Origin of the sequence: Paractinoplanes lichenicola, from assembly GCF_016785085.1 — a bacterium.
Classification (GTDB): domain Bacteria; phylum Actinomycetota; class Actinomycetes; order Mycobacteriales; family Micromonosporaceae; genus Actinoplanes; species Actinoplanes lichenicola.
Genome location: NZ_JAENHO010000002.1, coordinates 944025 through 970940 on the forward strand (window position 1 = coordinate 944025; position 26916 = coordinate 970940).

Annotated in this window: 22 protein-coding genes and 1 pseudogene; 9 read left to right on the plus strand and 14 right to left on the minus strand. The window is 72.1% G+C overall.

Features of this window, described 5'->3' with window-relative positions:
- Nucleotides 1–45 precede the first annotated feature (45 nt).
- Nucleotides 46–621, plus strand: a complete 576-nt coding sequence (locus JKJ07_RS08870; RefSeq protein ID WP_202990733.1) for a fibronectin type III domain-containing protein — start codon at nucleotides 46–48, stop codon at nucleotides 619–621.
- Here JKJ07_RS08870 and JKJ07_RS08875 read toward each other — a convergent pair.
- From JKJ07_RS08875 to JKJ07_RS08905, 7 genes are read right to left on the minus strand one after another with little or no spacing between them, the layout of a single operon-like run.
- A complete protein-coding gene (locus JKJ07_RS08875; protein WP_307834175.1) occupies nucleotides 608–1435 on the minus strand; it encodes an NAD-dependent epimerase/dehydratase family protein in 828 nt (275 codons plus the stop codon). The two genes, JKJ07_RS08870 and JKJ07_RS08875, sit on opposite strands and share 14 nt — an antisense overlap.
- Nucleotides 1432–2523 carry a cytochrome P450 gene (locus tag JKJ07_RS08880; protein WP_307834176.1) on the minus strand — a complete coding sequence of 364 codons (1092 nt, stop codon included), beginning with the start codon at nucleotides 2521–2523 and terminating at the stop codon, nucleotides 1432–1434. The genes JKJ07_RS08875 and JKJ07_RS08880 overlap by 4 nt, the downstream gene beginning before the upstream one ends.
- On the minus strand, nucleotides 2520–4220 hold the full coding sequence (locus JKJ07_RS08885; protein ID WP_202990735.1) for an AMP-binding protein: 1701 nt from the start codon (nucleotides 4218–4220) through the stop codon (nucleotides 2520–2522). The genes JKJ07_RS08880 and JKJ07_RS08885 overlap by 4 nt, the downstream gene beginning before the upstream one ends.
- A complete protein-coding gene (locus JKJ07_RS08890) occupies nucleotides 4220–4954 on the minus strand; it encodes a glycosyltransferase family 2 protein (protein WP_202990736.1) in 735 nt (244 codons plus the stop codon). The genes JKJ07_RS08885 and JKJ07_RS08890 overlap by 1 nt, the downstream gene beginning before the upstream one ends.
- Entirely contained in the window at nucleotides 4951–5940 is a 990-nt protein-coding gene (locus tag JKJ07_RS08895; RefSeq protein WP_202990737.1) for a 3-oxoacyl-ACP synthase III family protein, read from the minus strand. The genes JKJ07_RS08890 and JKJ07_RS08895 overlap by 4 nt, the downstream gene beginning before the upstream one ends.
- On the minus strand, nucleotides 5937–7415 hold the full coding sequence (locus JKJ07_RS08900; RefSeq protein WP_202990738.1) for a cation:proton antiporter domain-containing protein: 1479 nt from the start codon (nucleotides 7413–7415) through the stop codon (nucleotides 5937–5939). Before JKJ07_RS08900 ends, JKJ07_RS08895 begins: the two co-directional genes overlap by 4 nt.
- A 15-nt stretch (nucleotides 7416–7430) precedes the next feature.
- Nucleotides 7431–7661, minus strand: a complete 231-nt coding sequence (locus tag JKJ07_RS08905) for a cation:proton antiporter regulatory subunit (RefSeq protein ID WP_202990739.1) — start codon at nucleotides 7659–7661, stop codon at nucleotides 7431–7433.
- Nucleotides 7662–7724: 63 nt separating this feature from the next.
- On the opposite strand from JKJ07_RS08905, the gene JKJ07_RS08910 reads away from it, so the two are divergent.
- Entirely contained in the window at nucleotides 7725–8621 is an 897-nt protein-coding gene (locus tag JKJ07_RS08910; protein WP_202990740.1) for a ketopantoate reductase family protein, read from the plus strand.
- On the opposite strand, the gene JKJ07_RS08915 is transcribed toward JKJ07_RS08910, so the two are convergent.
- Nucleotides 8618–9829 carry a glycosyltransferase family 4 protein gene (locus JKJ07_RS08915; RefSeq protein ID WP_202990836.1) on the minus strand — a complete coding sequence of 404 codons (1212 nt, stop codon included), beginning with the start codon at nucleotides 9827–9829 and terminating at the stop codon, nucleotides 8618–8620. The genes JKJ07_RS08910 and JKJ07_RS08915 overlap by 4 nt on opposite strands.
- 11 nt (nucleotides 9830–9840) lie before the next feature.
- On the minus strand, nucleotides 9841–11562 hold the full coding sequence (locus JKJ07_RS08920; protein ID WP_202990741.1) for a glycogen debranching enzyme N-terminal domain-containing protein: 1722 nt from the start codon (nucleotides 11560–11562) through the stop codon (nucleotides 9841–9843).
- A gap of 225 nt (nucleotides 11563–11787) precedes the next feature.
- On the opposite strand from JKJ07_RS08920, the gene glgX reads away from it, so the two are divergent.
- Genes glgX through treZ form a run of 3 tightly spaced genes read left to right on the plus strand, consistent with a single transcriptional unit; the run spans nucleotide 11788 to nucleotide 17894 of the window.
- Nucleotides 11788–13899: a glycogen debranching protein GlgX gene (gene glgX, locus JKJ07_RS08925; RefSeq protein WP_202990742.1), complete on the plus strand. Its 2112-nt coding sequence runs from the start codon at nucleotides 11788–11790 to the stop codon at nucleotides 13897–13899.
- Complete coding sequence (gene treY, locus JKJ07_RS08930) at nucleotides 13900–16170, plus strand: malto-oligosyltrehalose synthase (protein ID WP_202990743.1); 2271 nt, start codon at nucleotides 13900–13902, stop codon at nucleotides 16168–16170.
- Nucleotides 16167–17894: a malto-oligosyltrehalose trehalohydrolase gene (gene treZ / locus JKJ07_RS08935; protein ID WP_202990744.1), complete on the plus strand. Its 1728-nt coding sequence runs from the start codon at nucleotides 16167–16169 to the stop codon at nucleotides 17892–17894. Before treY ends, treZ begins: the two co-directional genes overlap by 4 nt.
- Before the next feature lie 69 nt (nucleotides 17895–17963).
- On the opposite strand, the gene JKJ07_RS08940 is transcribed toward treZ, so the two are convergent.
- The 3 genes from JKJ07_RS08940 to JKJ07_RS08950 form a co-directional block, all read right to left on the minus strand.
- Nucleotides 17964–18563, minus strand: a complete 600-nt coding sequence (locus JKJ07_RS08940) for a cadmium resistance transporter (RefSeq protein ID WP_202990745.1) — start codon at nucleotides 18561–18563, stop codon at nucleotides 17964–17966.
- A gap of 102 nt (nucleotides 18564–18665) precedes the next feature.
- Nucleotides 18666–19016, minus strand: a complete 351-nt coding sequence (locus tag JKJ07_RS08945) for a hypothetical protein (RefSeq protein WP_202990746.1) — start codon at nucleotides 19014–19016, stop codon at nucleotides 18666–18668.
- Between the two features lie 90 nt (nucleotides 19017–19106).
- Nucleotides 19107–19805 carry a hypothetical protein gene (locus JKJ07_RS08950; protein ID WP_202990747.1) on the minus strand — a complete coding sequence of 233 codons (699 nt, stop codon included), beginning with the start codon at nucleotides 19803–19805 and terminating at the stop codon, nucleotides 19107–19109.
- A gap of 106 nt (nucleotides 19806–19911) precedes the next feature.
- Here JKJ07_RS08950 and JKJ07_RS08955 point away from each other — a divergent pair, with 106 nt between their 5' ends.
- From JKJ07_RS08955 to JKJ07_RS08970, 4 genes are all read left to right on the plus strand, one after another.
- Nucleotides 19912–21039, plus strand: coding sequence for a transporter substrate-binding domain-containing protein (locus tag JKJ07_RS08955; protein WP_202990748.1), 1128 nt, complete (start codon nucleotides 19912–19914; stop codon nucleotides 21037–21039).
- On the plus strand, nucleotides 21036–22058 hold the full coding sequence (locus tag JKJ07_RS08960) for a hypothetical protein (protein WP_202990749.1): 1023 nt from the start codon (nucleotides 21036–21038) through the stop codon (nucleotides 22056–22058). The genes JKJ07_RS08955 and JKJ07_RS08960 overlap by 4 nt, the downstream gene beginning before the upstream one ends.
- Before the next feature lie 70 nt (nucleotides 22059–22128).
- Nucleotides 22129–22851 carry a PP2C family protein-serine/threonine phosphatase gene (locus tag JKJ07_RS08965; protein WP_202990750.1) on the plus strand — a complete coding sequence of 241 codons (723 nt, stop codon included), beginning with the start codon at nucleotides 22129–22131 and terminating at the stop codon, nucleotides 22849–22851.
- Between the two features lie 63 nt (nucleotides 22852–22914).
- Nucleotides 22915–25197 carry a putative bifunctional diguanylate cyclase/phosphodiesterase gene (locus JKJ07_RS08970; RefSeq protein WP_202990751.1) on the plus strand — a complete coding sequence of 761 codons (2283 nt, stop codon included), beginning with the start codon at nucleotides 22915–22917 and terminating at the stop codon, nucleotides 25195–25197.
- Nucleotides 25198–25369: 172 nt separating this feature from the next.
- On the opposite strand, the gene JKJ07_RS08975 is transcribed toward JKJ07_RS08970, so the two are convergent.
- Both JKJ07_RS08975 and JKJ07_RS08980 read right to left on the minus strand, forming a co-directional pair.
- Nucleotides 25370–25756: a 6-carboxytetrahydropterin synthase gene (locus JKJ07_RS08975; protein ID WP_202990752.1), complete on the minus strand. Its 387-nt coding sequence runs from the start codon at nucleotides 25754–25756 to the stop codon at nucleotides 25370–25372.
- Nucleotides 25753–26757 (minus strand): annotated as a pseudogene (locus JKJ07_RS08980) (ATP-dependent helicase C-terminal domain-containing protein); the annotation flags it as partial. The gene JKJ07_RS08975 and the pseudogene JKJ07_RS08980, both read right to left, overlap by 4 nt.
- Between the last annotated feature and the right edge of the window lie 159 nt (nucleotides 26758–26916).

The following is a 26916-nucleotide window of genomic DNA, read 5'->3' on the forward strand; positions in this document are numbered from 1 at the left end:
CGGACGATCGGATCCTCTGACAGCGCCGGACGGAAGGGGTTGCTCGTGGGTCGTCGTTGGCTGGGGCTTCTCGTGCTCGCGCCGCTCGTGCTGAGCGGCTGCGGCAAGGACTCCTCGTCGAAGGAGGCCGAGAAGGCAGCCGGCAAGTCGTGGGTCGTCGTCGCGAACGGCACCCCCACGCCGTCGGCGGCACCGAGCCGCGCCGTGGGCAAGTCGACCCCGTTCCCGACCGGCTTCCTGCCGCTGCCGACGACCACGCCCGCCCCCACGCCCACCGGCAGCTTCGCCTGCCCGCCGGTGAAAAATCAGATCATCAACGGCGCCGACGCCACCGCGGGCACCACCAGCGGCACGGTGACCTGGTACAACCCGGCCACGGCGGACATCGTCGAATACCGGATCACGGCGATCAGTCAGGACGCGATGCTGGGCAACCAGCGCGACATCGGCTGGACCGTCGTCACGCCCGGGGCCACCTGCGGCTACATGACGGCCACGATCGTCGGGCTCGACCGGCAGACCCGCTACGTGTTCTCGGTCGACGCCGTCTCGACCCGCTCCGACAGCGACGGGACGTACGGCAAGACCGTCGCCCGTTCCCGCGTGGTCAAGACGTCCTGAGCTTCGCCGTCGGGGTCCAGCCCCGGGACAGGGCCTTGCCGATGTCGAGCACGAGCCCGTCGGTGACCTGATCGATCGCGTACGGGGTGAGGTTGCGGGAAACCACTGCGGCCACCCGGGCCAGCGTGATCGGCACGTGTCGCACGGGCACACCCAGCACCGCGGTGATCGCCGCGTCCCGTGAGTAGGGTCGCGCGTCGGCGATGTTGTACGCCCCCGGCGGCCACTGCGCGGCGGCCAGGCAGGCGGAGGCGAGGTTCTCGACCGCGGTCAGGCTGAGCGGCACATCGGGCCCCGGCAGCCACGACCGGTTCCCCCGTACGGTCCTCCGGAGCCGCGGCAGCAGGTGCGGATCGCCGTCGCCGTAGACCGCCCGCGGCCGCAGCACGACGGCCCCCATTCGCAGCGCGAGTCCTTCCCCGGCGGCTTTCGTTCTCCCGTACGCGGTCCGCTGGTTGTCGGTCGGGTGGTCCTCGCGGACGGGTCCGTCGTAGGGCCCGGGGCGGTAGACGCTGGCGCTGCTGACCCAGACGACTCTCCGGTCGCCCGCCGCTTCCAGCAATCGTTGGGTGCCATCGACGTTGACGGCCGCGAACGTGTTGTCGTCGCCGCTGTCGCCGACGGTCGCGGCCAGGTGGATGACGAGGTCGGCGCCGGCCAGATCGGGTGCGGTCGCGGTGGCGTCCCAGAAGATGTGTTGGCCGACCGGGCCGGGGCGCCGGCCAAGACAGACGACGTCCGCACCTTGCTCCGCGGCGAGCCGGGCCACCACACCGCCACAGAACCCGCTGGCCCCGGTGACGGCGATCCTCACGGCCGGCTCTTGATCGTCAGCGACCGCCATCCCGGCAGGGCGGCCTTGCGGTCGGCGCGGGCCCGCACGACCACCGGGCGGTAGGGCGCGAGGGCGGTCAGCAGGTCGGCCAGCTGGGCTCGGGCCAGGCCGGCCCCCGGGCAGGCGTGCGGGCCGATGCCGAAGACCAATTGCGCCGTACGGGCCGGGGCCGGAACGCCGACGTCCGGATCCCTTCGGTGCGCGTCGGCCGCGTGCCGGGCGATCAGCAGCAGGCGATCGCCGCTCCTGACCGGGCAGCCGCCGATCTTGGCATCGGCCGCGGCGACCCGGGGGAGGAGCGGGGTCGGCGCGGTCACTCGCAGCAGCTCGTCGGTGAGGACGGGGTCGGCCGCGTGCTCCCACAGGTCGTCGTCGCAGGCCCAGGCCACGGCGCGGGGCATCGCCGCCACCGACGTGTTGATGGCCGCGACGGCGATCATCGACCGCAGCCCGGCCTCGTCGTGTTGCAGCGTGTCGTCGCCTCTTTGTCGCATGATCAGCTTGACCAGCCGGGCCGACGCGGTGGCCGCCGCCGTTTCGGCCCGCCGCCGGCCCGGCCCCGGCAGATGGGCGCGGGCCGCCGCGCTCGCCGCCTCCCGGGCCGCCGACGCCAGCTCGACCGGATCGACGTCGAGCCCCAGCAGCTCCGCCGCGGTAGCGCCCGCGATCTCGGCCGCCAGCGGCACCAGATCGAGCTCACCACCCGCGGCCAGCACCGGCAGCCGATCGTCGAGCACCTTCATCCAGAGTGGACGCAGCTTGGCCACGCCCACCGACCCGAGCATCGCCGCCGTGTTCCGCCGCGTACCCCGGTGGTCGTCCCCGTCCTGATCGAAGAGTGCCCCCGCACCCGCCAGTTCCCCGGCCGCGCCCCCGGTCGTTCCCGCCGCCGTGCGATCGAGCGGCACCCGGGTCAGCACGGTCCGGTAGGCCTTCGCGCCGTGCACCAGCACCGTGCTCCCGAGCCGCCGCACCGGTCGGCCCCGGGTCGCCGCCATCAACGCGAACAACACCGGATGGCTAGCCAGGTAGACCCGCCGATCCCGCCGCCGTGCCACCCCGCTCACGACTCGTCCCGCCCCGGCTTTCCGGGATCCGCCGCGTCTTTCGTTACGGGGGGATGGGGGTCGTCCTCCGCCTCTGCCGCCCGTGCGGGTTCTCCCGCCTGCCGCGGCCCGGGAGCGGCTCCCGCTTCAGCCCGCCCGCCCTGCCGCGGCACCGCCGGAAGCTCCCCTGTGGAAGATCGACTAGACCTGTCCGATTTGTCGGTCGTAGCGTGCGGAGCAGCCACCGCCTCCCCCGCCCACCCAGGGCGGGTGAGGAGCCTACGCCGTTGTGCGGGCGGGCGGGGAAGGCCTGTGGATAACGTCGCTGCCAGCAAGGATGCCGCCGCCCTGTCCGGTTTCCGCGAGCGCCCGGCCAACGGAACCCGCCCGAAGACCACGGCGTCCGGCCGAGCCGACCCCATCCGATCCAGCGGCCCCCGCAGGGCAGCCCGAACATCCGGCGCGGACACACCCTCCGCCGTCTGCACGAGGGCGACCACCCGCTCGTCCCCGTCCCCGGCCGGCACCCCCACCAGCACCGCCAGCTCGACCCCCGGCACGTGCAGCGACGGCTCGTACAACCCCGGATAGATGTTCTCGGCATCCCGCAGGATCATGTCTTTGGCCCGCCCACCGAGCACTACCGTGCGCCCGGAGACCCGCCCGATGTCCCCGGTCGCAACCCACTCGAACGGTTCCGACCCCAGATACCGGTCGGCCGCCGTCGGCCCCGCCAGCAAGACTTGCCCGTCGACGACCCGGCCCGACACCCCGGGCAGCAACTCACCGACCAGGTCGCCGTCGCCGGTGAACGCCGACTTGGCCGCCGACTCGACCGCCGCCGCCGGGAAGACCTCGGTCAGCGCGTAGACCCCCCACGCCTCGCGCGCCCCGGCCCGGCGTACGGCGGACAGCAGGTTCGCCGAAACCGGCGCTGATCCACTGTAGACGCGAGCGTCGTCGAACCGGCTGCCCGCGGCGAGCGCGGCCCGCACCTGCGGCGGGGTCAGATAGACGGCTTGCGGCCGGAGACGGCGCAGGTTGCGCTTGGTCGGCGGGGCCACGGGCGCGCCACTGGCCAGCGACGGCAGCAGGACGAAGAACGTGCCACCCAGCACCGGCCGGCCGGGCACGGGACGCACCAGGTCGCGCACCGCGGCCATGCCGGCCGAGATCGAGGCGCGCGTGTGCACGACCGCGCGCGGCTGGCTGGTCGTGCCCGACGTGAACACGACCACGGCGTCGCCTCCACCCTCGTACGGGCTGGGGAACGCACCCGTCACCCGCCGCAGAGCCGGCGCCGAACCGGGGAGCCGGCGCCCGACGGTTCTCACCGGGGCGAGCGAAGTCAACGACGGCAGGGCGAGCTGGGCCCGGCGGGCCAGGGGAGCCGCCCACGAGGCCACCGCCTGCGCCGCCGCGTCGGCCAGCACGAGACGCGGCGCGGCCAGGGTCAGCCGGGCCCGTACGACCTCGGGGCCGGCCGTCGGGTCGACCACGGCGATGCGCAACCCCAGGTGGTACGCGGCCAGCAGCGTCGCCAGGGAGCGGGCGCCGGGTCGCACGGCCAGGGCCACCGTGTCGCCGGGCTCGAGCCCCTCGGCTTTCAGGGCAACCGCATAGCCCCGTACGAGCCGGGCCAGCTCACCGCGGCGCACGCCGGGCAGGGCCGGCCGGTCGTCGTCCTCGCGCAGCCCGCCGATGAAGTCGCTCAGCATCAGCGCGGATCCGCCGTGCGCACGCCGCTGCCCCGGTCGAGATACCACTTGGCGGTGCCCACGACCCCGTACGCCTTGATCCGGCGCGTCGAGTTGGCCACCACCATGTGCCGGCTGTGCACGATGGCCGGGGTGGTGCGCCGCACCCGGTTGAGGAACGTGCGGTCGGTGGGGGAGGGCCGCCGGGGCATGCCGCCGCACGCCTCGTACAGCTCGGCCGTGATCGCCATGTTGTTGCCCGCGTGCATGCGGTACGGCGCCTTGAACTCGGGGCCGCGATGGGCGGGTCGGATCCGGCCGAAGCTCGCCGCCAGCACCACGAGCGTACGGAAAAACGCTCTTCCGAAGGGGCCGTGCTCGTCGCGCCGGGCAGTGATCCGGCCGCACGCGAGACCGGACGACTCGTGCAGGGCCGCGCGGGCCGCGGCGACCCAGCCCGGGGCGGGGAGGCAATCCGCATCCGTACGGGCGAGGTGGACGGCGCCCGCGGCGATGGCGTGCCGGAATCCGGTGTCGACCGCGCACCCCACCCCCTTCTCGCGCTCGACCACCACGTACGAGGGAAAGGGGCCGTGGAACTGCCGGGCGATGGCGGCGGTCTCGTCGGTCGAGCCGTTGTCGACCACCAGCAGCGTGAAGTCGGTGTCGGTCTGCGCGGCCAGGGCGTCGAGGGTGGCGCCGATCCGGGCGGCCTCGTTGTAGGCGGGGACGATCACCCACAACGGCGTGCTCACGAGACCTCCCACACCATCGTCATCAGGCTCACGCCGCCGCCCAGGCCGACCATCAGCACCCGATCACCGGGGTGAAGTTCCGCCCGTACGCGGGCCAGCTGCACGCCGATCGAGGCGGACGCCATGTTGCCGAGTTCGCCCACCGTGACCTCGAGCTTGTCGCGCGGGACGCCGGTGACCGCCACGAACCGGTCGAGGTAGGGCAGCGTGACCTGATGCACCAGCACCTTGGCGTAGTCGGACCAGCCCCAGCCCGTACGCTCGGCGACCCGCTCGATCAGCCCGGCGCCGATCCGCTCGAATACCGTGCGCAGCCGCGTGCCGTCGCCGGTGAAATACGTGTGCTCGACGCTGCGCGGGTGCCGGGAGCCGCCGCCGAAGATGCCGCCGACCGGCCAGTGCTCGGAGTGGGTCTCGGTGTCGACGTCGAGGATGCCGCCGGTGGCCACGGGCTGGACGAGGACGGCCGCGCCCGCGTCGCCGAACGTGTAGCCGGCGAACGCCGTACGGGCCTGGGCCAGCCCCTCGAGCCGGGGGCGCATCGCCCGCGTCGGCGTCTCGCCCGTGACGACCAGGGCCGTACGGGCGCGGCCGGCCAGGATCATCGAGCGGGCCAGGTCGATGCCGTTGAGGAAGCTGTTGCAGGCGTTGGTGACGTCCAGCGCGTGGGCCCGGCTGCCCAGCGCCGCCTGCACGACGTGCGCGGTGGCGGGCTCGGTCATGTCGCGGGTGGCGCTGGCGAACAGCAGCAGGTCGACGTCGAGCGGGTCGGTGCCGGTGTCCGCCAGCACCTTGGTCGCCGCGTCCAGGGCCAGGTCGGAGGCGTATTCGTCGTCCGCCGCGACCTGGCGCCGGACGATGCCGGTGGTGCGGCGGAACAGCCCGGCCGGCACGGGCAGGCCGTCCGCGACCCGCTGCTGCAGGTCATCGGTCAGCTCCGTCCGGGCCGGCAGGGCGTACGCGACCCCGGTGATGCCGACGTTCAAGACCTGCTCGAACCGGCCGGTTCGCGGACGAGCGACTGGTCCTCGTAGCAGTACTGCCAGCCGTCGCCGTCCTCCAGCGAGCGGATCAGCGGGTGCTTGCTCTCCTCGTAGTGCGCCGTCGCGTGCTTGTTCGTCGAGTCGTCGCAGCAAGCGACCGCCCCGCAGATCAGGCACATGCGCAGCTGCACCCAGGTGTCGCCCATCTCGACGCATTCGGCGCACTCGTCGATGTCGGTCTCGGTGATCTGGATGCGGTCGAGGTGGGTGCAGGCCGTGCTGATCGTCTCTTCCCGCACGTAGCGCCAGCGGTCGTGCAGCAGGCGGTCCGGGATGATCCGGGCCAGGAACTTCGAGTTGGCCGCCACGATCGGCGCCAGCACCGCCAGGATCAGCACGTAGAGCGCGATGAACGGGCCGACCCGCTCGTCGAGCCCGGCGCCGAGCGCCAGCGTGGCCAGGATCAGCGAGAACTCGCCGCGGCCGAGCACGGTCAGGCCGACGTTGGCCGCGCCGCGCTGATTGAGGCCGAACAGCCGGGCCGTGATCAGGCCGGCGGTGATGTTGGTGACGACGGTGATGCTGATGGCGATCAGCACCGGCCAGATCACCGAGCCGATGGCGCCGACGTCGATGCTCAGGCCGAACGCGATGAAGAAGATCGCGGCGAACACGTCGCGCAGCGGCACCGCGATGCGTTCCGCCCGTTCCCGGATCGAGGTGCGGGCCACCACCAGGCCGATCATCAGCGCGCCGATCGCGTCGGAGACGCCGATCTCGGCCGACAGGCCGGCCACCAGCACGACCAGCCCGATCATGATGATCGCGACGATCTCGTCCTCGCGGCTGTCGAGCACCTTGCCGACCCAGCGGCCGCCCCAGCGGGCCACCGCGAACAGCGCGACCAGGTAGCCGAAGCTGATGCCGATGTTGAGCACCAGCTCGCCGGCCGAACTCGCGCCCTCCAGGATCGGGCTCAGCAGGGCCAGGTAGAACGCCAGGAAAAGGTCCTCGATGACGATGATGCCGAGGATGACCGGCGTCTCGGCGTTGGCCAGCCGGCGCATCTCGATGAGCAGCTTGGTGGCGATGGCCGACGACGAGATGCCGACCGCGCCGGCGATGACGAACGCCTCCTTGGTGCCCCAGCCCATCGAGAAGCCCAGGGCCAGGCCGGCGCCGATGTTGATGCCGATGTAGGCCCCGGCCGCCCAGAACAGCCGCTTGCCGCTGCCCAGCACCTGCTCCACCGGGAACTCCAGGCCCAGGTGGAACAGCAGGATGACCAGCCCGAACAGGGCCAGCATGTCGAGGTCTTCGGGGTGGTCGAAGGCGACCGGGCCGCCGGTGCTCGGGCCGAGCAGGATGCCCGCGAGCATGAAGAAGGGGACGGTGGGCAGGCCCATGCGCCGGCCGAAACGGGCCAGCAGGCCGGCCACCAGGATCAGGGCGCCGAGCCCGATGAGGTTCGCGTGCACGTGGTCCTTTTCCGCTCAGTCCGTGAAGAAGGTGCCGGCCAGCACGGCACCGATCTTGCGCGCCTGCTCCTCGGTCAGCTCGATCACGGCGGTCGGCTCGTCGCCGCGCGAGGTGAACACGTAGAGGTGGCGCTTGCCGTCACGGGACACCACGATCGACACGCGCTCGCCGTCGCTCGAGCGGAGGTCGACGTCGTAGCGGGTGCCGAGCCCGGGAAGCTCCTGGATGTGAACGCCTTTGCCCATAACCGCAGATCCTAGGGGCTGTTGTCGGAACATGGCCAGGCACGAACGTTAGGCTCGGTGCTCGTGCGGACACTAGTCGTAGGCGCGGGGGCGACCGGCGGACATTTCGGTGGATTGCTCGCGGCGGCCGGCCGTGACGTCACCTTCCTCGTACGGCCCGGGCGCGCCGCGCAGCTGTCGGAGCACGGCCTGCGGCTCGACGAGATCACTCTCACACCCCGTACGGTCACCGCGGACACGCTCGACGGCCCGTTCGACCTGGTGCTGCTGGCCGTGAAGAGCTACCACCTGGACCAGGCGCTGGCCGACGTGGCACCCGCGGTCGGCCCCCGTACGGTCGTGATCCCGTTGCTCAACGGCATGCGCCACGTCGACCGGATGGTCGCGGCGTTCGGTTCCGAGCGGGCCTGGGGCGGCGTCTGCATGATCCACGCCGACGTGACCGCCGACGGCCGGATCGTCCGGATGACCGGATTGCAGCGGATCGCGTTCGGCCCGCTCACCGGCGGGCCCGCCGACCCGCGGGTGGCCGAGGCGCTGTCCGGGGCCGGCTTCGACGCGTTCGCGACGCCGACGGTCGTGCAGGACATGTGGGAGAAATGGGTCTTCCTGGCCAGCCTGGGCGCGGCCACGACGCTCATGCGGGCGCCGGTCGGCGACATCAACCGGGCGCCCGGCGGCACGGCCTTCGGCGCGCGGATCGCGGCCGAGGCGATGGCGATCGCGACGGCGGCCGGGCACCCGCCGCGGCCGGGGGCGGTCAAGGTGCTCCGGGACGGGCTGGCCACCGGCGAGCAGATGACCTCGTCGATGTATCGCGACATGATGCGCGGCGAGCCGGTCGAGGTCGACGCGATCCTGGGCGACTTCGTGGCCGAGGCGGCCAAGCACGACGTGCCCGTGCCGGCGCTGTCGGCCGCGTACACCAATCTCGCGATCTATTCGGCCCGGCTGCCCTAGACAGCCACCCGGGCCAGCACGTTCTCGGCCTCGCGGGCCACCCGGTGGGCGTCCTCGTCGCGCGCCTGGTCGTAGGTGGCGACCGTCGCGGCCGCGATCTGCGGCCAGGCGAAGTCGTCGTGCACCCGGCGCCGCGCCCGGCGGGCCAGGCCGCGGGCGTGCTCCCGGTCGGCCAGCACCGCGCCGACCGCGGTGGCCAGCGCGGCCGGGTCGCCGGGCCGGAACTTCACGCCCGTCACGCCGTCGTCCACGATCTCGGCCAGGCCGCCGGTCGCGGCCACCGCGACCGGGGTGCCCGCGGCCGCCGCCTCCAGGGCCACCATGCCGAACGGCTCGTAGATGCTGGGCACGACGTAGCAGTCCGAGGCGCCCATCAGGCCGGTCAGGTGGTGGCCGGTGAGGAAGCCCGCGAACGTGACGCCCTCGGTGGCCAGGGCCTCCAGGTCGGCGCGGTACGGGCCGTCGCCGGCGATCACGACGCGCAGGCCCGGGTGCCGCTCGCGCAGCGCGGGCACGGCGGCCAGCAGGTGCTGCACGCCCTTCTCGTAGACGAGCCGCCCGGCGAAGCTGACCAGCGGCCCGTCCTGGCCGGCGTAGCGGCGGCGGGCCGCGGCGACCGCGCGCGGCCGGGGCGACCAGGCCAGCATGTCGACGCCGTTCCAGACCACGTCGATCCGCCCGGCCGGCACGTCGAACAGGCGCCGGACCTCGGCCCGCATGTAGTCGGAGCAGACGATCGTGCGGGTGGCCTCGTGCGCGAGCCACCGCTCGATGTCGTCGATCGAGCGGTTGTGGGCGTGCGGCAGCCAGCCCTGGTGGCGGCCCGACTCGGTGGCGTGGATCGTGGCGACCAGCGGGATGTCGAGGTGGTCGCGCACGGTCACCGCGGCCTGGGCGACCAGCCAGTCGTGCGCGTGCACCACGTCGTAGTCGCCGGTGCGGGCGGCGCGCAGGGCCGTACGGGTCAGGGTGTGGTTGAAGCCCATCGCCCACGACAGCATGTCGCCGTCGCGCACCTCGAACCGCACCGGGTCGTCGGGGGCCCGCAGGACGCGGACGCCCTCGGCGTACTCCTCCCGCAGCGCGCCCGGCGCGTGCCGGGTGACCACGGTGACCTCGTGGCCGGCCGCCGCCAGCGTGGTGGCCAGGGCGTGCACGTGCCGGCCGAGCCCGCCCACCAGCAGCGGCGGGTACTCCCAGGACAACATCAGGATCCGGCTCACGGCTCATACCTCGAGATCACGCGGAGGAGCTCGGCGACCGATCGCGCCGAGAAGGGAAGACCGGTCGCCCGGTGCGGCGGGTCACCGTCGGCGCTCGCGCTGACCGACCCGGTGCCCCACTCGCCGAGGTGCGCCCGCAGACCGTCGAACAGGCCGTCGGACGGCACGTCGAGCGCGGCGCAGGCGTCGGCGTAGGGCCCGATCAGCCAGGGCTGCACGCCGCCGTGCTCGGGGGCGTCGCCCTGGAAGCCGTACTCGGCCGGGGCCAGCGTGCGCAGGCCGAGCGGGGTCAGCAGCGCCGCGCCGATCCGCCGCAGCGCCGCCTCACCGCCGGCCCCGCGCATCGGGGCGTGCGGCAGCGACCAGGCGAGCAGCTGATGCGGGCGCAGCGAGGGGTCGTTCTGATGGCTGCCCGCGCCGAGCGGATAGGGGGTGGCCGGGCCGTCGATCACGTCGTAGAGCCAGCCCTCGGGGGCCGGGAACCGCCGCCGGAACGACTCCTGCGCGCGGGCGTGCCGGGTGCGCAGCTCGGCGTCGTCGCCGCCGGTCTCGGCCCGCAGGTCGGCCAGGGCGGCCAGGGCGTTGACCCAGAGCGCGTTGAGGCTGACCGGTTTGCCGATGCCGGGGATCGTCACCAGGTCGTCGCCCGCGTGCTCGCCGAGGCGGGCGGTCAGCGGATCGGCCAGCTCGGCGGCCAGGTCGCTGTCGCCGGTCCGGCGTACGTGCCGGTCCACGGCGTGAACGAGCCACAGCGCTGACTCGAACTCGGCCGGGGCGCTCGCCCGCAGTAACTCGCGTCCCTCGTCGGCCCGCCCGGTGTCGAGGAAAAGGCCCTCGTACGCGATCGCGGTGTCGGTGCTTCTGCGGCCGGACCCCGGATATCCGGCGACGACATCGGGGCCGTCCGCGGCCCGCACGATGAAGGCGTCGGCCGCGAGCACGAGCGTCTCGGCCGGACCGTCGGCCTTGGCCGCGGCGACCAGTTCCCGGGCGCGGGCGCGAGCCGCGCGCACGACCGACGACGCGGGCGGCGGCACCTCGGCCAGGTCGCCGGCCCAGGCCGAGATCTCCATCACGTCGCCCGGGCTCACCCGATCGAAGTACGTGCCCGCGTGCCAGAGATCCTCGGTCGACCCGTCGTGCCGGGTGAACGCCCCCAGGTGCCATTCGCCGCCGGGCTGCCAGCCCGGCCCGTGCACCCGGTACGCGCCCTCGACGACCACGCCGCCCGCGACCGGCTCGACCCGCAGCGGCCCGTCGCCCGCGCGCCGCTCGCCGTGCAGGTCACGCCAGGTGCACATGGCGGCCAGGGCCAGCCCGACCGGGCCGGGAGCGGTGACCACCCGGTGGGTCACGGCGACCGAAGGGTGGCCGTGCCGCATCGCGACCTCGCGCTCGACGACCACGTCGCCGATCCGCCAGCGCCACCGCGGCACGCCGTCCACCAGGGCGAACGTCTCGAGGTAGCGGTGCCCCGACGGGTCCGTCACGCCGGACGCCCACTCGTGCGCATAGAGCGGGACCTTCGCGCCGGAGGGGAGCGTCACCGTCAGGTCGAGCGCGGCCAGGGCGCTCGAGCCGGCGAAGGTCAGCAGGCCGTGGGCGCGGCGGGTGCGCAGGCCCGGGACGGTGCCCGCGGCGAATCCTCCGAGGCCGTCGGCGACCAGCCATTCACGGTTCGGGGAACCGCACGACTCCGGCCCGAAGATATTTGACACGGGGCAAGAGATGCTCGTTCGGCGCGAATTCAAACCTTCATGTGTCGTAGTCCTCCCGGCGGGTATCCGCCCTTGGCGAAGACGTGGTCCATCCCATCGGTGAGAATGACCGACAACACGTTCGCTCAGGGGTTACGCCGGCGCGCGCGGGGCATGATCGTCCCGCCGCAGTGCCGGCGGCTGGGCGCATCGCAGCACGGTCGGTCGAGGGGTGGGGAGCACGACATGCAGGTTTGGCCTGGTCACCGGTACCCGTTGGGTGCCACGTACGACGGCACGGGCACGAACTTCGCGATCTTCTCCGAGGGGGCCGAGGCGGTCGAGCTGTGCCTGTTCGACCCCTCGGGCAACGAGCGCAAGGTCCAGCTGCACGAGCAGGACGCGTTCGTGTGGCATTCGTATCTGCCGGGGGTCGAGCCGGGGCAGCGGTACGGCTACCGCATGTACGGGCCGTACGACCCGTCCCGCGGGCTGCGCTACAACCCGCACAAGCTGCTGCTCGACCCGTACGCCCGGGCCGTCGACGGCGACATCGACTGGCATCCGGCGATGTACGCGTACGACATGGAGAACCCGGATCAGATGTCCGACCTCGACTCGGCGCCGTACATGGCCAAGGGCGTGGTCGTGAACCCGTACTTCGACTGGGGCAACGACCGCCGGCCGGACATTCCGTACCACCACTCGGTGATCTACGAGACCCACGTCAAGGGCCTGACCGAGCGCCACCCCGACGTGCCCAAGGACATGCGGGGCAGCTACTCGGCGATCGGCCACCCGGCGATCATCGAGCACCTCAAGAGCCTGGGCGTGACCGCGGTCGAGCTCATGCCGGTGCACCAGTTCGTGCACGACAACCGGCTGCACGACCTGGGCCTGCGCAACTACTGGGGCTACAACACGCTCGGCTTCTTCGCGCCCTACCACGGCTATTCGTCGACGGGCACGCTCGGCCAGCAGACCCAGGAGTTCCGGGGCATGGTCAAGGCGCTGCACAAGGCGGGCATGGAGGTGATCCTCGACGTCGTCTACAACCACACCGCCGAGGGCAACCACCTGGGGCCGACGATGAGCCTCAAGGGCATCGACAACCGGACGTACTACCGCCTGGTCGACGATCAGCCGCAGTTCTACATGGACTACACCGGCACGGGCAACAGCCTCAACGTGCGCAGCCCGCAGAGCCTGCAGCTGATCATGGATTCGCTGCGCTACTGGGTCACCGAGATGCACGTCGACGGCTTCCGCTTCGACCTCGCCTCGACCCTGGCTCGCGAGTTCTACGACGTCGACCGGCTCTCCACGTTCTTCGAGGTGGTGCAGCAGGACCCGGTGGTCGGCCAGGTCAAGCTGATCGCCGAGCCGTGGGACGTCGGCCCCGGCGGCTATCAGGTGGGCAACTTCCCGCCCAACTGGACCGAGTGGAACGGCAAGTATCGCGACACCGTCCGGGACTTCTGGCGCGGCGAGCCGGCCACGCTGGCCGAGTTCGCGTCGCGGATCACCGGCTCGGCCGACCTCTACCAGGACGACGGCCGCAAGCCCTTCCACTCGATCAACTTCGTGACCGCGCACGACGGGTTCACGCTCAACGACCTGGTCGCGTACAACGACAAGCACAACGATGCCAACGGCGAGGAGAACCGGGACGGCGAGAGCCACAACCGGTCGTGGAACTGCGGCATCGAGGGCCCGACCGACGACGAGAAGGTGCTCGCGCTGCGGGCCAAGCAGCGGCGCAACTTCCTGGCCACGCTGATGCTGTCGCAGGGCGTGCCGATGATCTCGCACGGCGACGAGCTCGGCCGCACCCAGCAGGGCAACAACAACGCGTACTGCCAGGACAACGAGCTGGCCTGGATCGACTGGGGCGACGCCGACGAGACGCTGCTCGAGTTCACCCGCAAGCTCACCGCCTTCCGCCACCGCCACCAGGTGTTCCAGCGCCGCCGGTTCTTCACCGGCCTGCCGGTCACCGCCCGCGGCGGCGGCGACCCGCTGCCCGACCTCGAGTGGTTCACCCCCGACGGCCGCCAGATGGCCGGCGACGACTGGGGCAACGACTTCGGCCGGGCGGTCGCGCTGTTCGTCAACGGCGAGGGCATCCGCGAGCGCGGCCAGTACGGCCAGCGGCACGTCGACAGCTCGTTCCTGCTCTTCTTCAACGCCCACGATGCCCCGATCGAGTTCGCCACTCCACCGGCTGAATACGGTGAGAAGTGGGAAAGGGTTATCGAGACGGCGGAGCCGTCCCCGGATCGCCCGTCGGTCGTCGAGGCCGGCAACAAGATCTGGGTGCCCGACAGGTCGCTCATCGTGCTCGACAGGACGGTCTGAATGCCCCCTTCCGGAACGTACCGAGTCCAGGTCCGCCCCGATTTCCCGCTGCAGGCCACCGCCGAGCTCGCCGACTACCTGGCCGACCTCGGGGTGAGCCACCTCTACACGGCGCCGCTGCTCACCTCGACTCCCGGTTCCGAGCACGGGTACGACGTCGTCGACCACTCGGCGGTCAACCCCGCGCTGGGTGGCGCCGCCGCCCTGTCCGACCTGTCCGGCGCGTTGAAGAACGCCGGCCTCGGGCTCGTGGTCGACATCGTGCCCAACCACGCCGGCGTGGGCGTTCCGCACGTCAACCCGACGTGGTGGGACGTCCTGCGGCGAGGCCAGGAGTCCGAGTTCGCCGGCTTCTACGACATCGACTGGTCGCGGGGCCGGATCCTGCTGCCGACCCTGGCCGATTCGCCCGACGCGCTGGACGACCTGCGTATCTCCGACGGCGAGCTGCGCTACTTCGACAAGCGCTACCCGATCGCCGACGGCACCGGCGAGGGCTCGCCCCGCGAGGTGCACGACCGGCAGCACTACGAGCTGGTCAACTGGACCCGCGGCGACAGCGAGCTCAACTACCGGCGGTTCTTCTCGATCACCGACCTGGCCGGGCTGCGCGTCGAGGACCCGAAGGTGTTCGACGCCACCCACGCCGAGATCCTGCGCTGGGTGCGCGAGGGCATCGTCCAGGGCATCCGCGTCGACCACCCGGACGGGCTGCGCGACCCTGGGGCCTACTTCGACCGGCTGCGCGAGGCCGCGCCCGACGCGTGGCTCGTGATCGAGAAGATCCTCGAGCCGGGCGAGGAGATGCCCGGCTGGCCGGTCGCCGGCACCACCGGCTACGACGCGCTGGCCGAGGTCGGCGGCGTCTTCGTCGACCCCGGCACCGAGGCGTTCTTCGACACCCTGCAGCACCACCTGACCGGCAGCGAGACGTCCTGGCAGGATCTGGTGCACGAGACCAAATACACGGCGGCGACCAAGCTGCTCGGGGCCGAGCTGGCCCGGATGGCCCGGCTCGTGCCCGAGGTCGAGGCCGCCCCGCGGGCCCTGGCCGAGCTGGCCGCCTGCTTCCCGGTCTACCGCTCCTATCTCCCGTACGGCTCCCGGCAGCTGGCCAAGGCCCGGGCCGAGGCCGGTCGCCGCCGCCCGCAGCTGATCCCGGTGCTCGACCAGCTGCTCGGGCGGCTGCGCAACCCGGCCGACGAGCTGGCCGCCCGGTTCCAGCAGTACACGGGCGCGGTGATGGCCAAGGGCGTCGAGGACACGGCGTTCTACCGCTGGACCAGGTTCACCGCCCGCAACGAGGTCGGCAACGACCCCACCGAGTTCGGGGTGACCCCGGACAACTTCCACGACGCCAACGAGGAGCGCCGCCGCAGCTGGCCGGACGCGATGACGTCGTTGTCCACGCACGACACCAAGCGCAGTGAAGACGTACGGGCTCGGCTTGCGGTGTTGTCGGAGGTGCCCGGCGACTGGACCGAGGTGGTGCGCCGCTGGGTGCGGATCGCCCCGCTGCCCGACCCGGCGCTCGCGCACCTCGTCTGGCAGGCGGCGGTCGGGGCCTGGCCGCTCTCGCGCGAGCGGCTGCAGGCGTACGCGCTCAAGGCGGCCAAGGAGGGTGCCGCCTCGACCAGCTGGACGCAGCCCGACGAGGGCTTCGAGACCGCCCTGCGCGAGATGGTCGACAAGATCTACGACGACCCGGCGCTGCACCGCGAGGTGGCCGACTTCGCCGCCTCGATCACGCCCCCGGGCTGGGTCAACTCGCTGGGTCAGAAGGCCGTGCAGCTGACCATGCCCGGCGTGCCTGACGTCTATCAGGGCACCGAGCTGTGGGACTTCTCGCTGGTCGACCCGGACAACCGCCGCCCGGTCGACTTCGGCGCCCGCCGCGAGCTGCTGGCCCGCATCGACGACGGCTGGCTGCCGCCGGTCGACGAGACGGGCGCGGCCAAGCTGCTCGTCACCAGCCGTGCCCTGCGCCTGCGCCGGCAGCGGCCCGAGCTGTTCGGCGGCTACCGCCCGGTCTACGCCGAGGGCCGCTGCGGCGAGCACCTGCTGGGCTTCGACCGGGGCGGCGCGGTGACGATCGCCACGCGGCTGCCGGTCGGATTGTCACGCCACGGCGGCTGGGGCGACACCGAGGTGTCACTCGACGGCCACAGCTGGACGGAAGTGTTCACGAATACCAGCTACGGCGGGAACCGCCTCTCGGTGGCCGAGCTCCTGCGTACCTATCCCGTCGCGCTCCTGGTGAAAGAGAAATGACGCTTTTTGAGGTGTGGGCACCGGAGCAGACCGTACGGCTCTCTCTCGGTGGCGAGGAGCTGGAGATGGAACGCGGCGCGGACGGATGGTGGCGGCGCGATGTGCCGTCGGCCACGCCCGGCACCGACTACGCGTACGTGCTGGAAGGCGAGAAGCGGCCCGACCCGCGGGCCCAGTGGCTGCCCGAGGGTGTGCACGGCCCCAGCCGGGTCTACGACCACGCGGCCTTCGCGTGGACCGACCAGGCGTGGACCGGCCGCCAGCTGCCCGGCTCGGTGCTCTACGAGATGCACGTCGGCACGTTCACGCCCGAGGGCACCTTCGACTCCGCCATCGAACGCCTCGACCACCTCGTCGACCTGGGTGTCGACCTGGTCGAGCTGCTGCCGGTGAACTCGTTCAACGGCGAGTACAACTGGGGTTACGACGGCGTGGCGTGGTTCGCGCCGCACGAGGCGTACGGGGGGCCCGACGGGCTCAAGCGCTTCGTCGACGCCGCCCACAACCGCGGCCTCGGCGTGGTGCTCGACGTGGTCTACAACCACTTCGGCCCCTCCGGCGCGTACGCCCCGATGTTCGCCCCCTACCTGAGCCCGGCCGGGAACAACCCGTGGGGCGACTCGGTCAACCTGGACGGACCGGGCGCCGACGAGGTGCGCCGCTACATCGTCGACAACGTGCTGATGTGGCTGCGCGACTACCACGTCGACGGGCTGCGCCTCGACGCCGTGCACGCGCTGGCCGACCACTCGGCGATCCACCTGCTCGAGCAGATGGCCGTCGAGGTCGAGTCGCTCTCGGCTCACGTCGGGCGGCCGCTGTCGCTGATCGCCGAGTCCGACCTCAACGACCCCCAGCTGATCACCCCGCGCGAGGCGGGCGGCTACGGGCTGAACGCGCAGTGGGACGACGACATCCACCACGTGCTGCACGCGCTGCTGACCGGCGAACGGCAGGGCTACTACGGCGACTTCGGCTCCCTGGAATCGCTGCAGACGGTGCTGACCGGCGCGTTCTTCCACGCCGGGACGTTCTCGAGCTTCCGCGGACGCCGGCACGGGCGGCCGGTGGACAGGACCCGTACGCCGGGTCATCGGTTTGTGGCATTCCTCCAGGACCACGACCAGATCGGCAACCGGGCCATCGGCGACCGGATCTCGGCCACACTGTCGCCGGGCCTGCTCAAGGTCGGCGCCACGCTGCTGCTGACCTCGCCGTTCACGCCGATGCTGTTCATGGGCGAGGAATGGGCGGCCAGCAGCCCCTGGCAGTTCTTCACCAGCCACCCCGAACCCGAGCTGGCCGCGGCGGTGCAGAACGGCCGGCGCCGCGAATTCGCCGCGCACGGCTGGGCCGAGGCCGAAGTGCCCGACCCGCAGGATCCGGAGACGTTCCGCCGCTCCAAGCTCGACTGGGACGAGGTGGCCAAGCCCGGCCACGCCGAGATCCTCGACCTCTACAAGCGGCTGATCGCGCTGCGCCGGGCCCGCCCCGAACTGACCGACCCGTGGCTCGACAAGGTCGAAGTCTGGCACGGCGACCAGCACCTGGTGATGCGCCGGGGGCAGACGGCGGTGGCGGTGAATTTGGCGGCGGTGCCGCAGACGGTGTCCCTGCGCGACGTGCCGTCGAAGGTTCTGCTGGCCACGGCCGAGGGCGTCGTGCTTCAGCGCGACCGCGTGGAACTGCCGGCGGAGAGCGCGGTCGTGGTCGCGTACCGCTGACCCTGAAGCGTGCTGAACGACGGAGCGGGGATGCCCGGCTGGGTGCCCCGCTCCGTCGTCTTTCCGGCGTCACAGCCCGAAGGCGCCGCCCTCGATGAGGATGAGCAGGCCGATGCCGATCAGGACGATGGGCAGCAGGATGTGTCCCCAGCGGCTGAGCGCCCTGGCGATGATCGGGCGGGTGGCGAAGAACCGCCCGGCGGCGACCCACACGGCGACCAGGAGCAGGAAGACGGTCACGTAGATGGCCATGCCGCCTGCACCGGTGGTGGCGAGAACCGGTACGTAGACACCGATGTTGTCGCCGCCGTTGGCAAAGGTGACGGCCGCGACGGCGAGGATGCCGGGAGCGTCGTTGGCCGCCTCGGTCCGGTCGTCGTCGTTGTCGTCGCGGTGCCGCCAGGCTTGGACGGCGGCCTTGATACCCAGCGCCAGCGGGAGCAGGCCGAGATAAGGCACGGCCTGCTCGGGGAGGAAGGTGGCGCCGACCGCGGCGGCCACGGCGACGGCGAGAATGCCGGCGAAGCCGAGGTACTGGCCGACGAGGATGTTGCGGGTGGTGTTCCGGTGTCCTACGCCTTGGGCGAAGAACAGGGCCAGGATCAGGATGTCGTCGATGTTGGTGACCGCGAACAAGCCCGCGGCCTGTCCGATGATGCTCAGGTTCATGATCAACCTTGGGGAAGCTGCCGATGGGGACGCGGAGGGCATGGCACAGCGCGGCCGTCGCACATCGAGGCGTTCGGCGGCTTGTATCCGTGCCGGGCGCGGTCAGCAGCGCAGGATCTTCAGGGCGTGCAGGTCGGGCTGCCACGCGAGGACGGCCCGCCCGGCCAGTCCTTCACCCAGCCGCCATCGGAACGGCTCCGCGGAAGCGAGACTGGACACGGCCGGCGTTTGCAGAGCCAATTCGGTAGCGGCCACGCGTGGCAGCATGGTGACACCGTCGGAGGCCACCTGAGGATGCCCGGCTGGATCGTGGGCGTTGCCGGCCGACCAGCCCTGCCCGCCGGCCGGCGGCGGGTGAGGTTGGTGCGCGGCAGGCAGCCGATCCGGGGTGATCAGGTAGATGGCCAAGGTCACGACGGTCAGCAGCACAACACCTGACCACCGTCGTGTCACCGGGCCTCCTACCAGCGTCTGTTGGCTGTCCAGCGAGGCACAGCATCTCATGCTGCGATCTTGGGCGGCGGATGCCCGCCGGGCGCACGGTTACCCGGGTGCGACCGACCTGCGGACTGCGTCCGGGGCGGGGGCGGCCGGGTGGGCGCCGCGCCATAGTTGGCTGAGGCGGTAGGCGAGGGCTCGCGTGCCGTGGATCGTGCCGGTGGGGTGCAGGTCCGGGGCCGTGTTGCGGATGGGGTCGAAGGCCGAAGCGGCGTCCGTACGGGCGGGAAGCGGGCCGCCGGCGAAGGTGACCCGGCCGAACGGGTGGTCGTCGGCCAGCAGGGTGATCCGGCCGGCGGTGATCGAGTCGAGGTCGTGGCCCAGTGGGGCGTCGGGGCGGGCGGACAGATAGATCTTGCGGGCGGTGCCGGTGCGGTAGGCCAGGATCGAGCCGTACAGGGTGTCGAACGTGCGGCGGGGCACCGGCAGATGCCGGGTGAGCCGGCCCTGTCCGCAGGTTGACAGCAGCAGGTCGAGGTCGCGTCCGGGGCCGTGCACACGGACGACCAGGCCGAGCACGTCGGCTCGGCCGGGTTTCGTGCCGGCGCCCTTCGAGATCCGTACGGTGACGTCGTGCCGGGCCGGACGGTCGAGCAGGCCGGCTCCCGTATGCAGGCCCCAGACGTTCAGTTCGCCGGTGAACGAACGACCGTCGGGGTGCAGGAAGCGGCGATGGCGGGACCGGACAATCCGGACGCCGAGCGCGGTCACGAGCGCGGCGCCGGCGATGACGGATGGCCTCATGCCGTTTCGCGTACCCCACGGGGGCTGGGTGAATCAGCCCTGCCGGGAATCCCGGTCGTGACATTCATGCGGCACTATTGGCCCGCCATGACTGGGGGGTTGGGCGATGACCGACATGGGTTCCGGGCGCAACGGCACGTCGAGCAGGTTCGCGTGGCCGCTGCGCCGCCGCACGCCCGCGGGGCCGGAGGGCACGGCCGAGGACATCGCGGTGCAGGACGTCGCCGAGCGGGAGGCCGTCGACCGGCGGCTGCCCCCGCCCGAGCCGGAGCCGCTGCTCGACCCGCCGCCCCGATTCCACCTGGCGATGTTCCGGCTCGCCGCGCTGGGGCTGGCCCTGGTGCTGGGGCTCGCGCTGACGCTGGTGCGAGTCTTCGGCAGCGGCCCGCCGTCGGTGGCCGACCTGCGCGCGCAGTCCGGCGTGGACACGTGGACCGTGCTGCCGATCGGGGTCAAGGACGATCAGCCCGGTACGGCGATCCGCGACGAGAACGGGGTCTGGAGCGGCTTCGACATCGACATCGCCTACATGATCGCCGAGGACCTGGGGTTCCGCCGGGACGACGTGCGCTTCTACGGGATGGAGAGCGAGGACCGGGCTCGCATGCAGGCGGTCGACCTCAAGGGCAACCGGGTGCCGGTCAAGCTCGTGATCGCCAGCTACAGCATCACCGCCGACCGGGAGGCTCGCAAGGACGTCACCTTCTCGGAGCCCTACCTGTTCACCGAGCAGTCGGTACTCACGCTGAAAGGGCACCCTAAAGTCGCCACATTCCGCGACCTCAAGGGGGAGACGGTCTGCTCGCTCTCGACCGCGACGAGCACTGGTCCGCTGCAAGACTTGAAGATCGACGTGGTCAGCCGCAACCGGATGCGGGAGTGCATCGACGACCTCCGCAAGGGCAGGGTCACCGCGGTCTCGACCGACGCGGCGATCCTGGCCGGGTTCAAAGACAGAAACCCCGGGGAGTTCGAGCACTGGGACGTCGGCTCCGACAAGACCGAGTCGTACGGGGTCAATGTCGGTGAGAACGAGGCGCTCAAGAAACTCGTCGACCTGACGCTGTACCGCTCCTACTACGACCCGGCCGACGGGCGCTGGGAGGAGGCGTATCAGAAGAATCTCCAGTCCGAGACGAAGCTGAACGGCAAGGTCCCGATCGCCATCGCCACCCAGCCCCGGCCCGCCCGGCCGGAGATCCGTGAGCTGCCGTGGGAGGAGGTGTTCCGGTGACCGACGTCTTCACCAAGGGCGCCCCGATCGCTCCCCGCCGGCGCCGGGCCCAGCTCAACTGGCTGCTGACCGTGCTGCCGGCGTTCCCGCTGGTGCTGCTCGTGCTGCGGTTGTGGTATCTGAGCCGCCAGGATCTGCCCACCATGCTGCTGCTGGTGCAGTACATCTCGCCGCTCGGCATGATCAGCGCGTTGATCATCACGCTGATCTGGACCGTCCCCGCCGTGATTCTCGTGCTGCGGCTGCTCGGCGGCATCCTGCTGGTCAGCACCCCGGACGACGCCGGCCGCTCACTGCTGTCGGTCACCGCCCTGCGGATGCCCGACTGGGTCGTGCTGCTGGCCGCGATGCTGGCCGGGTTCACGTGGCAGCTGCGGCTACTGCCCACGCTGGTCATGCTGCTCGTCGCGATCCTCGGGCTGACCGCGGCGCAGCGGTTCCGCGGCGAGCGCTGGCTGATGCTGTGGATCACGCTGGGCGTCCCGATCCTGGTCGGCGTGATCGTGCTGATCTTCGTGTGGCCCGGCCTGACCGAGGCCTGGCGCTCCGGCGAGACGTCGACGGCCCTGCTGCTGGGTGTGCCGCCGCTGCTCGGGCCGCTGCTGACCGGGCCGGTGCCACCCTGGTCGGCCCGGCTCGTCACGCACTGGCCCGCGGTCGGGGCGGCCCTCGTGGCGCCGCTGGTGATCGGCGTCGTCTTCCTGCGCGCGCCCGTGCTGCCGGACAGCGCCGTCGAGGTCGGGGCGCCCGGGGGCAGACTTGAGGTCGTACGGGGGCAGTTGATCAGTGTGGATGACACGTCGACGACTGTGTTGCAGAGCGGCGGCCAGGTAACGTTTCTCCCCAACGACCAAGTCCGTTCCAAGACCCTCTGCCCCGAGCCCGTACGCCCGCCGGAGAGCGCTGTCGAGGTCCGTGGCTGGCCCCTGTCGGACTCGGTGCTTTCGTGGATCGCACCGACACGCCGTGTGACGGAGGTCGATCCCCGGTGCCTCGGCCGTCCCCTGAACCCCAGGTGACGACCTTTTCTGGCGACGCGCCGCCGACCGCGTGCAGACAGGGTTGCGATGATCTGGGAAGCTGCACGCCATGACCTTGCATCTGCGGTGGGCCGCCGGTACCGATCAAGGGCATGTCCGGAGCAACAACGAGGACTGTTACTTCGCCGGTGACCGCCTCCTCGTCGTCGCCGACGGCATGGGTGGCATGGCCGCCGGTGACCTTGCCAGCCGCATCGCCATCGAGGCGATGACCCCGCTCGACGTGCCCATCGAGAACGACGATCAGATGGACGCGCTGCACAAGGCGCTCGAGGTGGCCAACGGCCGCATCGCCGAGCAGGTCGAGGCCGACAGCTCCCTGCAGGGCATGGGCACCACGCTGACCGCGGTCATCTTCTCGGGCACCCGCGCGGCCATGGCGCACGTCGGCGACTCCCGGGCCTACCTGCTGCGCGAGGGCCGGCTCAACCAGCTGACCAAGGACGACACGTACGTGCAGATGCTCGTCGACCAGGGCCTGATCCGCCCCGACGAGGCCGCCGGACACCCGCGCCGCTCGGTCGTCACGCGAGTGCTGCAGGGCGAGCCGGTCAGCCCGGCGTACGTGATCGTCGAACCGGAGCCGGGCGACCGCTGGATGCTGTGCAGCGACGGCCTCACCGCCGTGGTCACCAACGAGACCATCGAGCAGGAGATGCTGGCCGCCGAGGACCCGAAGTCGTGCTGCGAGCGGCTGATCGACCTGGCCCTGCGCGGTGGCGGCCCCGACAACGTCACGGTGATTGTCGCCGATCTGACTCCGAACGACTGAGCACTCTTCGTCGCACCCTTCGCTGCGGTAGGTTACAGCGGCCTTTCTCAAAGGGTGGTGATGATGACGGCGCGACTCCTTGTCACGCTGGCGATCGTCCTGGGGGTAACAGCGCTCGGTGCGCTCACCGAGCCGCGTGAATGGCGGATCTACGCGGACGCCGCGCAACTGGTCGTGGGGGCGACCGCGGCGTCGATCTGCCTCGCGGCGGCTCGGAGCCGCACCGGGCTGCAGCGCCGCTGGCGGATCATCGTCGGGGCCGGGCTCGCCGGCTGGGCGCTGAACCGGCTCTGGTGGGTCGTCCAGGACGTCGTCGTGCCCGACCGGACCCTCACGATGGTGTCCGACATCGGGTTCTTCCTGCTGCCCACGGCGCTGATCGGCGCGGTGCTGGTGGCGCCGTACACGCGGCCCCGCTCCGTGCCCACCTCGGCCCGCCGCGACCAGTTCGCCCTGATGATCGACAGCGTGCTGATCGCGGGCTCGCTGCTCGCCCTGGCCTACTCGATCGTCCCGCGCGACTGGTATCGCTGGGACGGCCAGCCCACCTCGCTGATCGTCGCGGCCGCCGCCTATCCCATCGCCGACCTCGTGCTGGCCACCATGGTCGGGCTTCTGTTGCTGACCCGGCCCGACTCGCGCGCCGCCCGCAAGCCGCTGGCGCTGGCCGGTGCGGCCATCGTCGCGCTCGGCATCACCGACACCCTGCGGTTCGTGCACCTGGCCGACGGGCCGCTGCCGCCGTGGCAGGCGGCCGGGCACCTGCTCGGCCCCGCGCTGCTGGCGGTGGCGGCCCTCAGCTCACCGTCACCCCGGGCCCAGCCGCCGGTCGACACCGGTGAGCGCGAGTGGTTGCATTTATTGCTTCCGTACGTGCCGGTGACCGCGACCGGCATCATGATCGCGATCAACAGCGGGGCCGGCAAGCCGCTCTCGCCGTTCGAGGCCTACCTCGGCTGGCTCGGCCTCGGCCTGGTCGTGGCCCGGCAGATGTTCACGATCGTCGACAACACCGTGCTGCTCGACCGCGTGCACCATCAGGCGTTCCACGACCCGCTGACCGGCCTGGCCAACCGTGCCCTGTTCACCGAGCGGCTGACCGGGGCGCTCGGCCGGCGGCCGGTGGCGGTGCTCTTCGCCGACCTCGACGACTTCAAGCTCATCAACGACAGCTTCGGCCACGGCATGGGCGACCGGGTGCTGCGCGCCATCGCCGAACGCCTGCAGCGCTGCGCCTCGCCCGACGACCTGGTGGCCCGGCTCGGCGGCGACGAGTTCGCGGTGCTGCTCGACCACAACGCGGCCGACGCCGAGGCGACCGGCCACCGCATCCTGGGCGCGCTCCGCGAGCCGTTCGAGATCGACGGCCACACGATGGGGGTCGGCGCGAGCCTCGGCCTCGTCGTCACCGAGCCCGGCGAGCCGATGACGGCGGACGCGCTGCTGCGCCGGGCCGACGCCGCGATGTATTCGAGCAAGCGCCGGGGCAAGGGCTCGATGGCCCGCTACGCCGGCACCCCCGACGGCGGGCCCAACGCCGACCTGCCCCACCTGCTGGCCGAGGCGCTGGCCTCCGGACACCCCGGCTTCGAGGTCTTCTATCAGCCGATCGTCCGCTTCACCGATGGGGCGACGGTCGCGGTCGAGGCGCTGGCCCGCTGGACGTCGCCGGAGGCGGGCCCGGTGCACCCCGACGTCTTCGTGTCGGTCGCCGAACGCACCGGCCTGGTCGCCGCCATCGACGACTTCGTGCTCGACCGGGCCTGCGTCGACGCGGCCGCGCTGGCCAGGGTCTACGGCCGCCCGATCGACATCCACGTCAACGTGTCGGCCGCCCGGCTGGGGCAGACGGGCCTGGAGGAATCGGTGGCGGGGGCCCTGACCCGCAGCGGCCTGCCCCCGTCCCGCCTGGTCCTGGAGATCACCGAGACCCGCCGCATCCAGGACATGACGATCGCGGCCGCCATGGTCGAAAGGTTGCGCTCGCACGGGGTGCGGATCGCCCTGGACGACTTCGGCAGCGGCTACAACGCCCTGGCCCAGCTGCATTCCCTGCCGATCGACATCGTGAAGCTCGACGCCACCCTCACCGACGTCGACATCGCTCCGGCCCGGGCCGAGGCGCTGTGCCGCTCGGTGCTGGCAATCTGCACCGACCTGAACATCGTCGTGGTGGCCGAGGGCATCGAGACGGCCTCGCGGGCGCACGCGCTGGCCAGGGTGGGGTGCCCCTTGGGGCAGGGGTATTTGTTCGGGCAGCCGGGGCCGCTGCACCGCTGGCAGTCCGCCTCGGCCATCCCGGCCCAGCCGACGCCGCCCTCCTCAGCGGCCCACCTAGCCTCCTAGGACGCCTCGAGGCGGGATTCCGTTCGCCGCCTCTTCGCCGGCCACTCCAGCCCGGCCACCCCATTCCAGCCCGGCCACCCCACTCCAGGCCCGGCCGCCTCACCTCAGCCTGGCCACCCGCTCAGCCTCACCACCCCGCTCAGCCCTGCCACTCCACCCCAGTGCGGCCCCTTCAGCCGGGGGCCAGCACATATCGCGTGGTTACCCCGAAGGTGACGTCTCGGAGCTCGACATAGGCGAGCTGGGGGAGCCGTGCCGCCAGGCGGCCGTGCAGATGACGGGCAACCAGCTCGAACGTCGGGCGGAAGTCGAAGATCTCGGTCCACGGGCGGGCGGCCAGCTCGGCGCAGCAGCGTTCCAGCTCGGCGGCCGCCGTGTCGGTGTCGAAGAACCAGCCGCGCTCGGTCAGCTGCTCGTCCTCGAAGGCGACCCCTGCCCGCACGATCAACTCGACGCCCTCGCCCGGACCGAGCAGCGACCGGCCCTGCCGGGCACGGACCGGGGACGGCAGGCCCTGCACCGCCCGGAACCGATGCTCGACCTCGACCACATAGCTCATCGGGACCTCGGATTGGTGCGGCGGGTGGGTTCGGCCGTGGTCGGGTCCTCCGGCCAGGAATGTCGCGGGTAGCGGCCGCGCAGCTCGGCCCTGACCTGCGGATAGCCCTGCTGCCAGAAGGAGGCCAGATCGCGCGTCACGGCGACCGGACGGCCCGCGGGGGAGAGCAGATGCAGCAGGACCGGCACGCGGCCGTCGGCCAGGCGAGGAGCGTCACGCCAGCCGAACGCCTCCTGCACCTTCACGGCCAGCACCGGCGCCGCGGCGTCGGCGTAATCGACCCGCACCCGCGAACCGCTCGGGACCGGCAAGCGCTCGGGGGCCACCTCGTCGAGCCGGCCCGCGACCGACCAGGGCAGGAGCCGGCGCAGACCCGAGGCGACGTCGACCCGGGCCAGGTCGGCGCGGCGACGGGCCCGGCCCAGCTCGATCCACTCCTCGGCCCGGGCGAGCAGGGCCTCGTCGGACATGTCGGGCCACGGCTCGCCCAGCGCGGCGTGCGCGAAGGCCAGCCTCTCCCGCAGCTCGGTGGCGCCCCGGGACCAGGTGAGCAGGCCCAGCCCCTCCCGATGCAGCCCGTCGAGCAGGGCGGCGCGCACGAGGGCGGGATCGGGGTCGGTGAGGCGGCGTTCGACCAGCGTGATCGCGCCGAGCCGCCGGACCGTGCGGGCCACCACGTCGCCGTCCACCCAGCCGATCTCGGTCGTGTCGGCCAGCAGCGTGCCCGCGGCCTCGATCGCGGTGGCCTCGTCGAGCGGCACCGCCGCCCTGATCCGCGCCGTCCGTGCGCCCGCGGCCCGATCCGCCGACGCGATGGCCAGCCACTCCACCCCGGCCAGCCCGCTGCCCGCCCCGAGCTCGGCCGCGGTGCCACCCGCCATCAAGAAAGACTGGCCACCAGCTTCCCGTACGCGGGCCACGCGCTCCGGATAGGCCAGCCCGACGACAAGCCCGGCCGCCAGGTCGTCGGACAGCCCGCCGCGCCGCTCACCGGCCCGCCCGCCCACCGCCGCCGCACCGCCAGCGCCACGCACCTCCCCGCCACGCGTCTCACTGCTACGCGCCTCCCCGCCACGCGTCTCACTGCTACGCGCCTCCCCGCCACGCGTCTCACTGCTACGCGCCTCCCCGCCACGCGTCTCACTGCTACGCGCCTCCCC

Coding starts and splice junctions, on each gene's coding strand:
- JKJ07_RS08885 (WP_202990735.1), bottom strand. CDS start 4,220: ATGCTGAGCGACTTCATCGGCGGGCTGCGCGAGGACGACGACCGGCCG.
- JKJ07_RS08905 (WP_202990739.1), bottom strand. CDS start 7,661: ATGGGCAAAGGCGTTCACATCCAGGAGCTTCCCGGGCTCGGCACCCGC.
- JKJ07_RS08915 (WP_202990836.1), bottom strand. CDS start 9,829: ATGTTGTCCTGGGAGTACCCGCCGCTGCTGGTGGGCGGGCTCGGCCGG.
- glgX (WP_202990742.1), top strand. CDS start 11,788: ATGCAGGTTTGGCCTGGTCACCGGTACCCGTTGGGTGCCACGTACGAC.
- treY (WP_202990743.1), top strand. CDS start 13,900: ATGCCCCCTTCCGGAACGTACCGAGTCCAGGTCCGCCCCGATTTCCCG.
- treZ (WP_202990744.1), top strand. CDS start 16,167: ATGACGCTTTTTGAGGTGTGGGCACCGGAGCAGACCGTACGGCTCTCT.
- JKJ07_RS08940 (WP_202990745.1), bottom strand. CDS start 18,563: ATGAACCTGAGCATCATCGGACAGGCCGCGGGCTTGTTCGCGGTCACC.
- JKJ07_RS08950 (WP_202990747.1), bottom strand. CDS start 19,805: ATGAGGCCATCCGTCATCGCCGGCGCCGCGCTCGTGACCGCGCTCGGC.
- JKJ07_RS08955 (WP_202990748.1), top strand. CDS start 19,912: ATGACCGACATGGGTTCCGGGCGCAACGGCACGTCGAGCAGGTTCGCG.
- JKJ07_RS08965 (WP_202990750.1), top strand. CDS start 22,129: ATGACCTTGCATCTGCGGTGGGCCGCCGGTACCGATCAAGGGCATGTC.
- JKJ07_RS08970 (WP_202990751.1), top strand. CDS start 22,915: ATGACGGCGCGACTCCTTGTCACGCTGGCGATCGTCCTGGGGGTAACA.
- JKJ07_RS08975 (WP_202990752.1), bottom strand. CDS start 25,756: ATGAGCTATGTGGTCGAGGTCGAGCATCGGTTCCGGGCGGTGCAGGGC.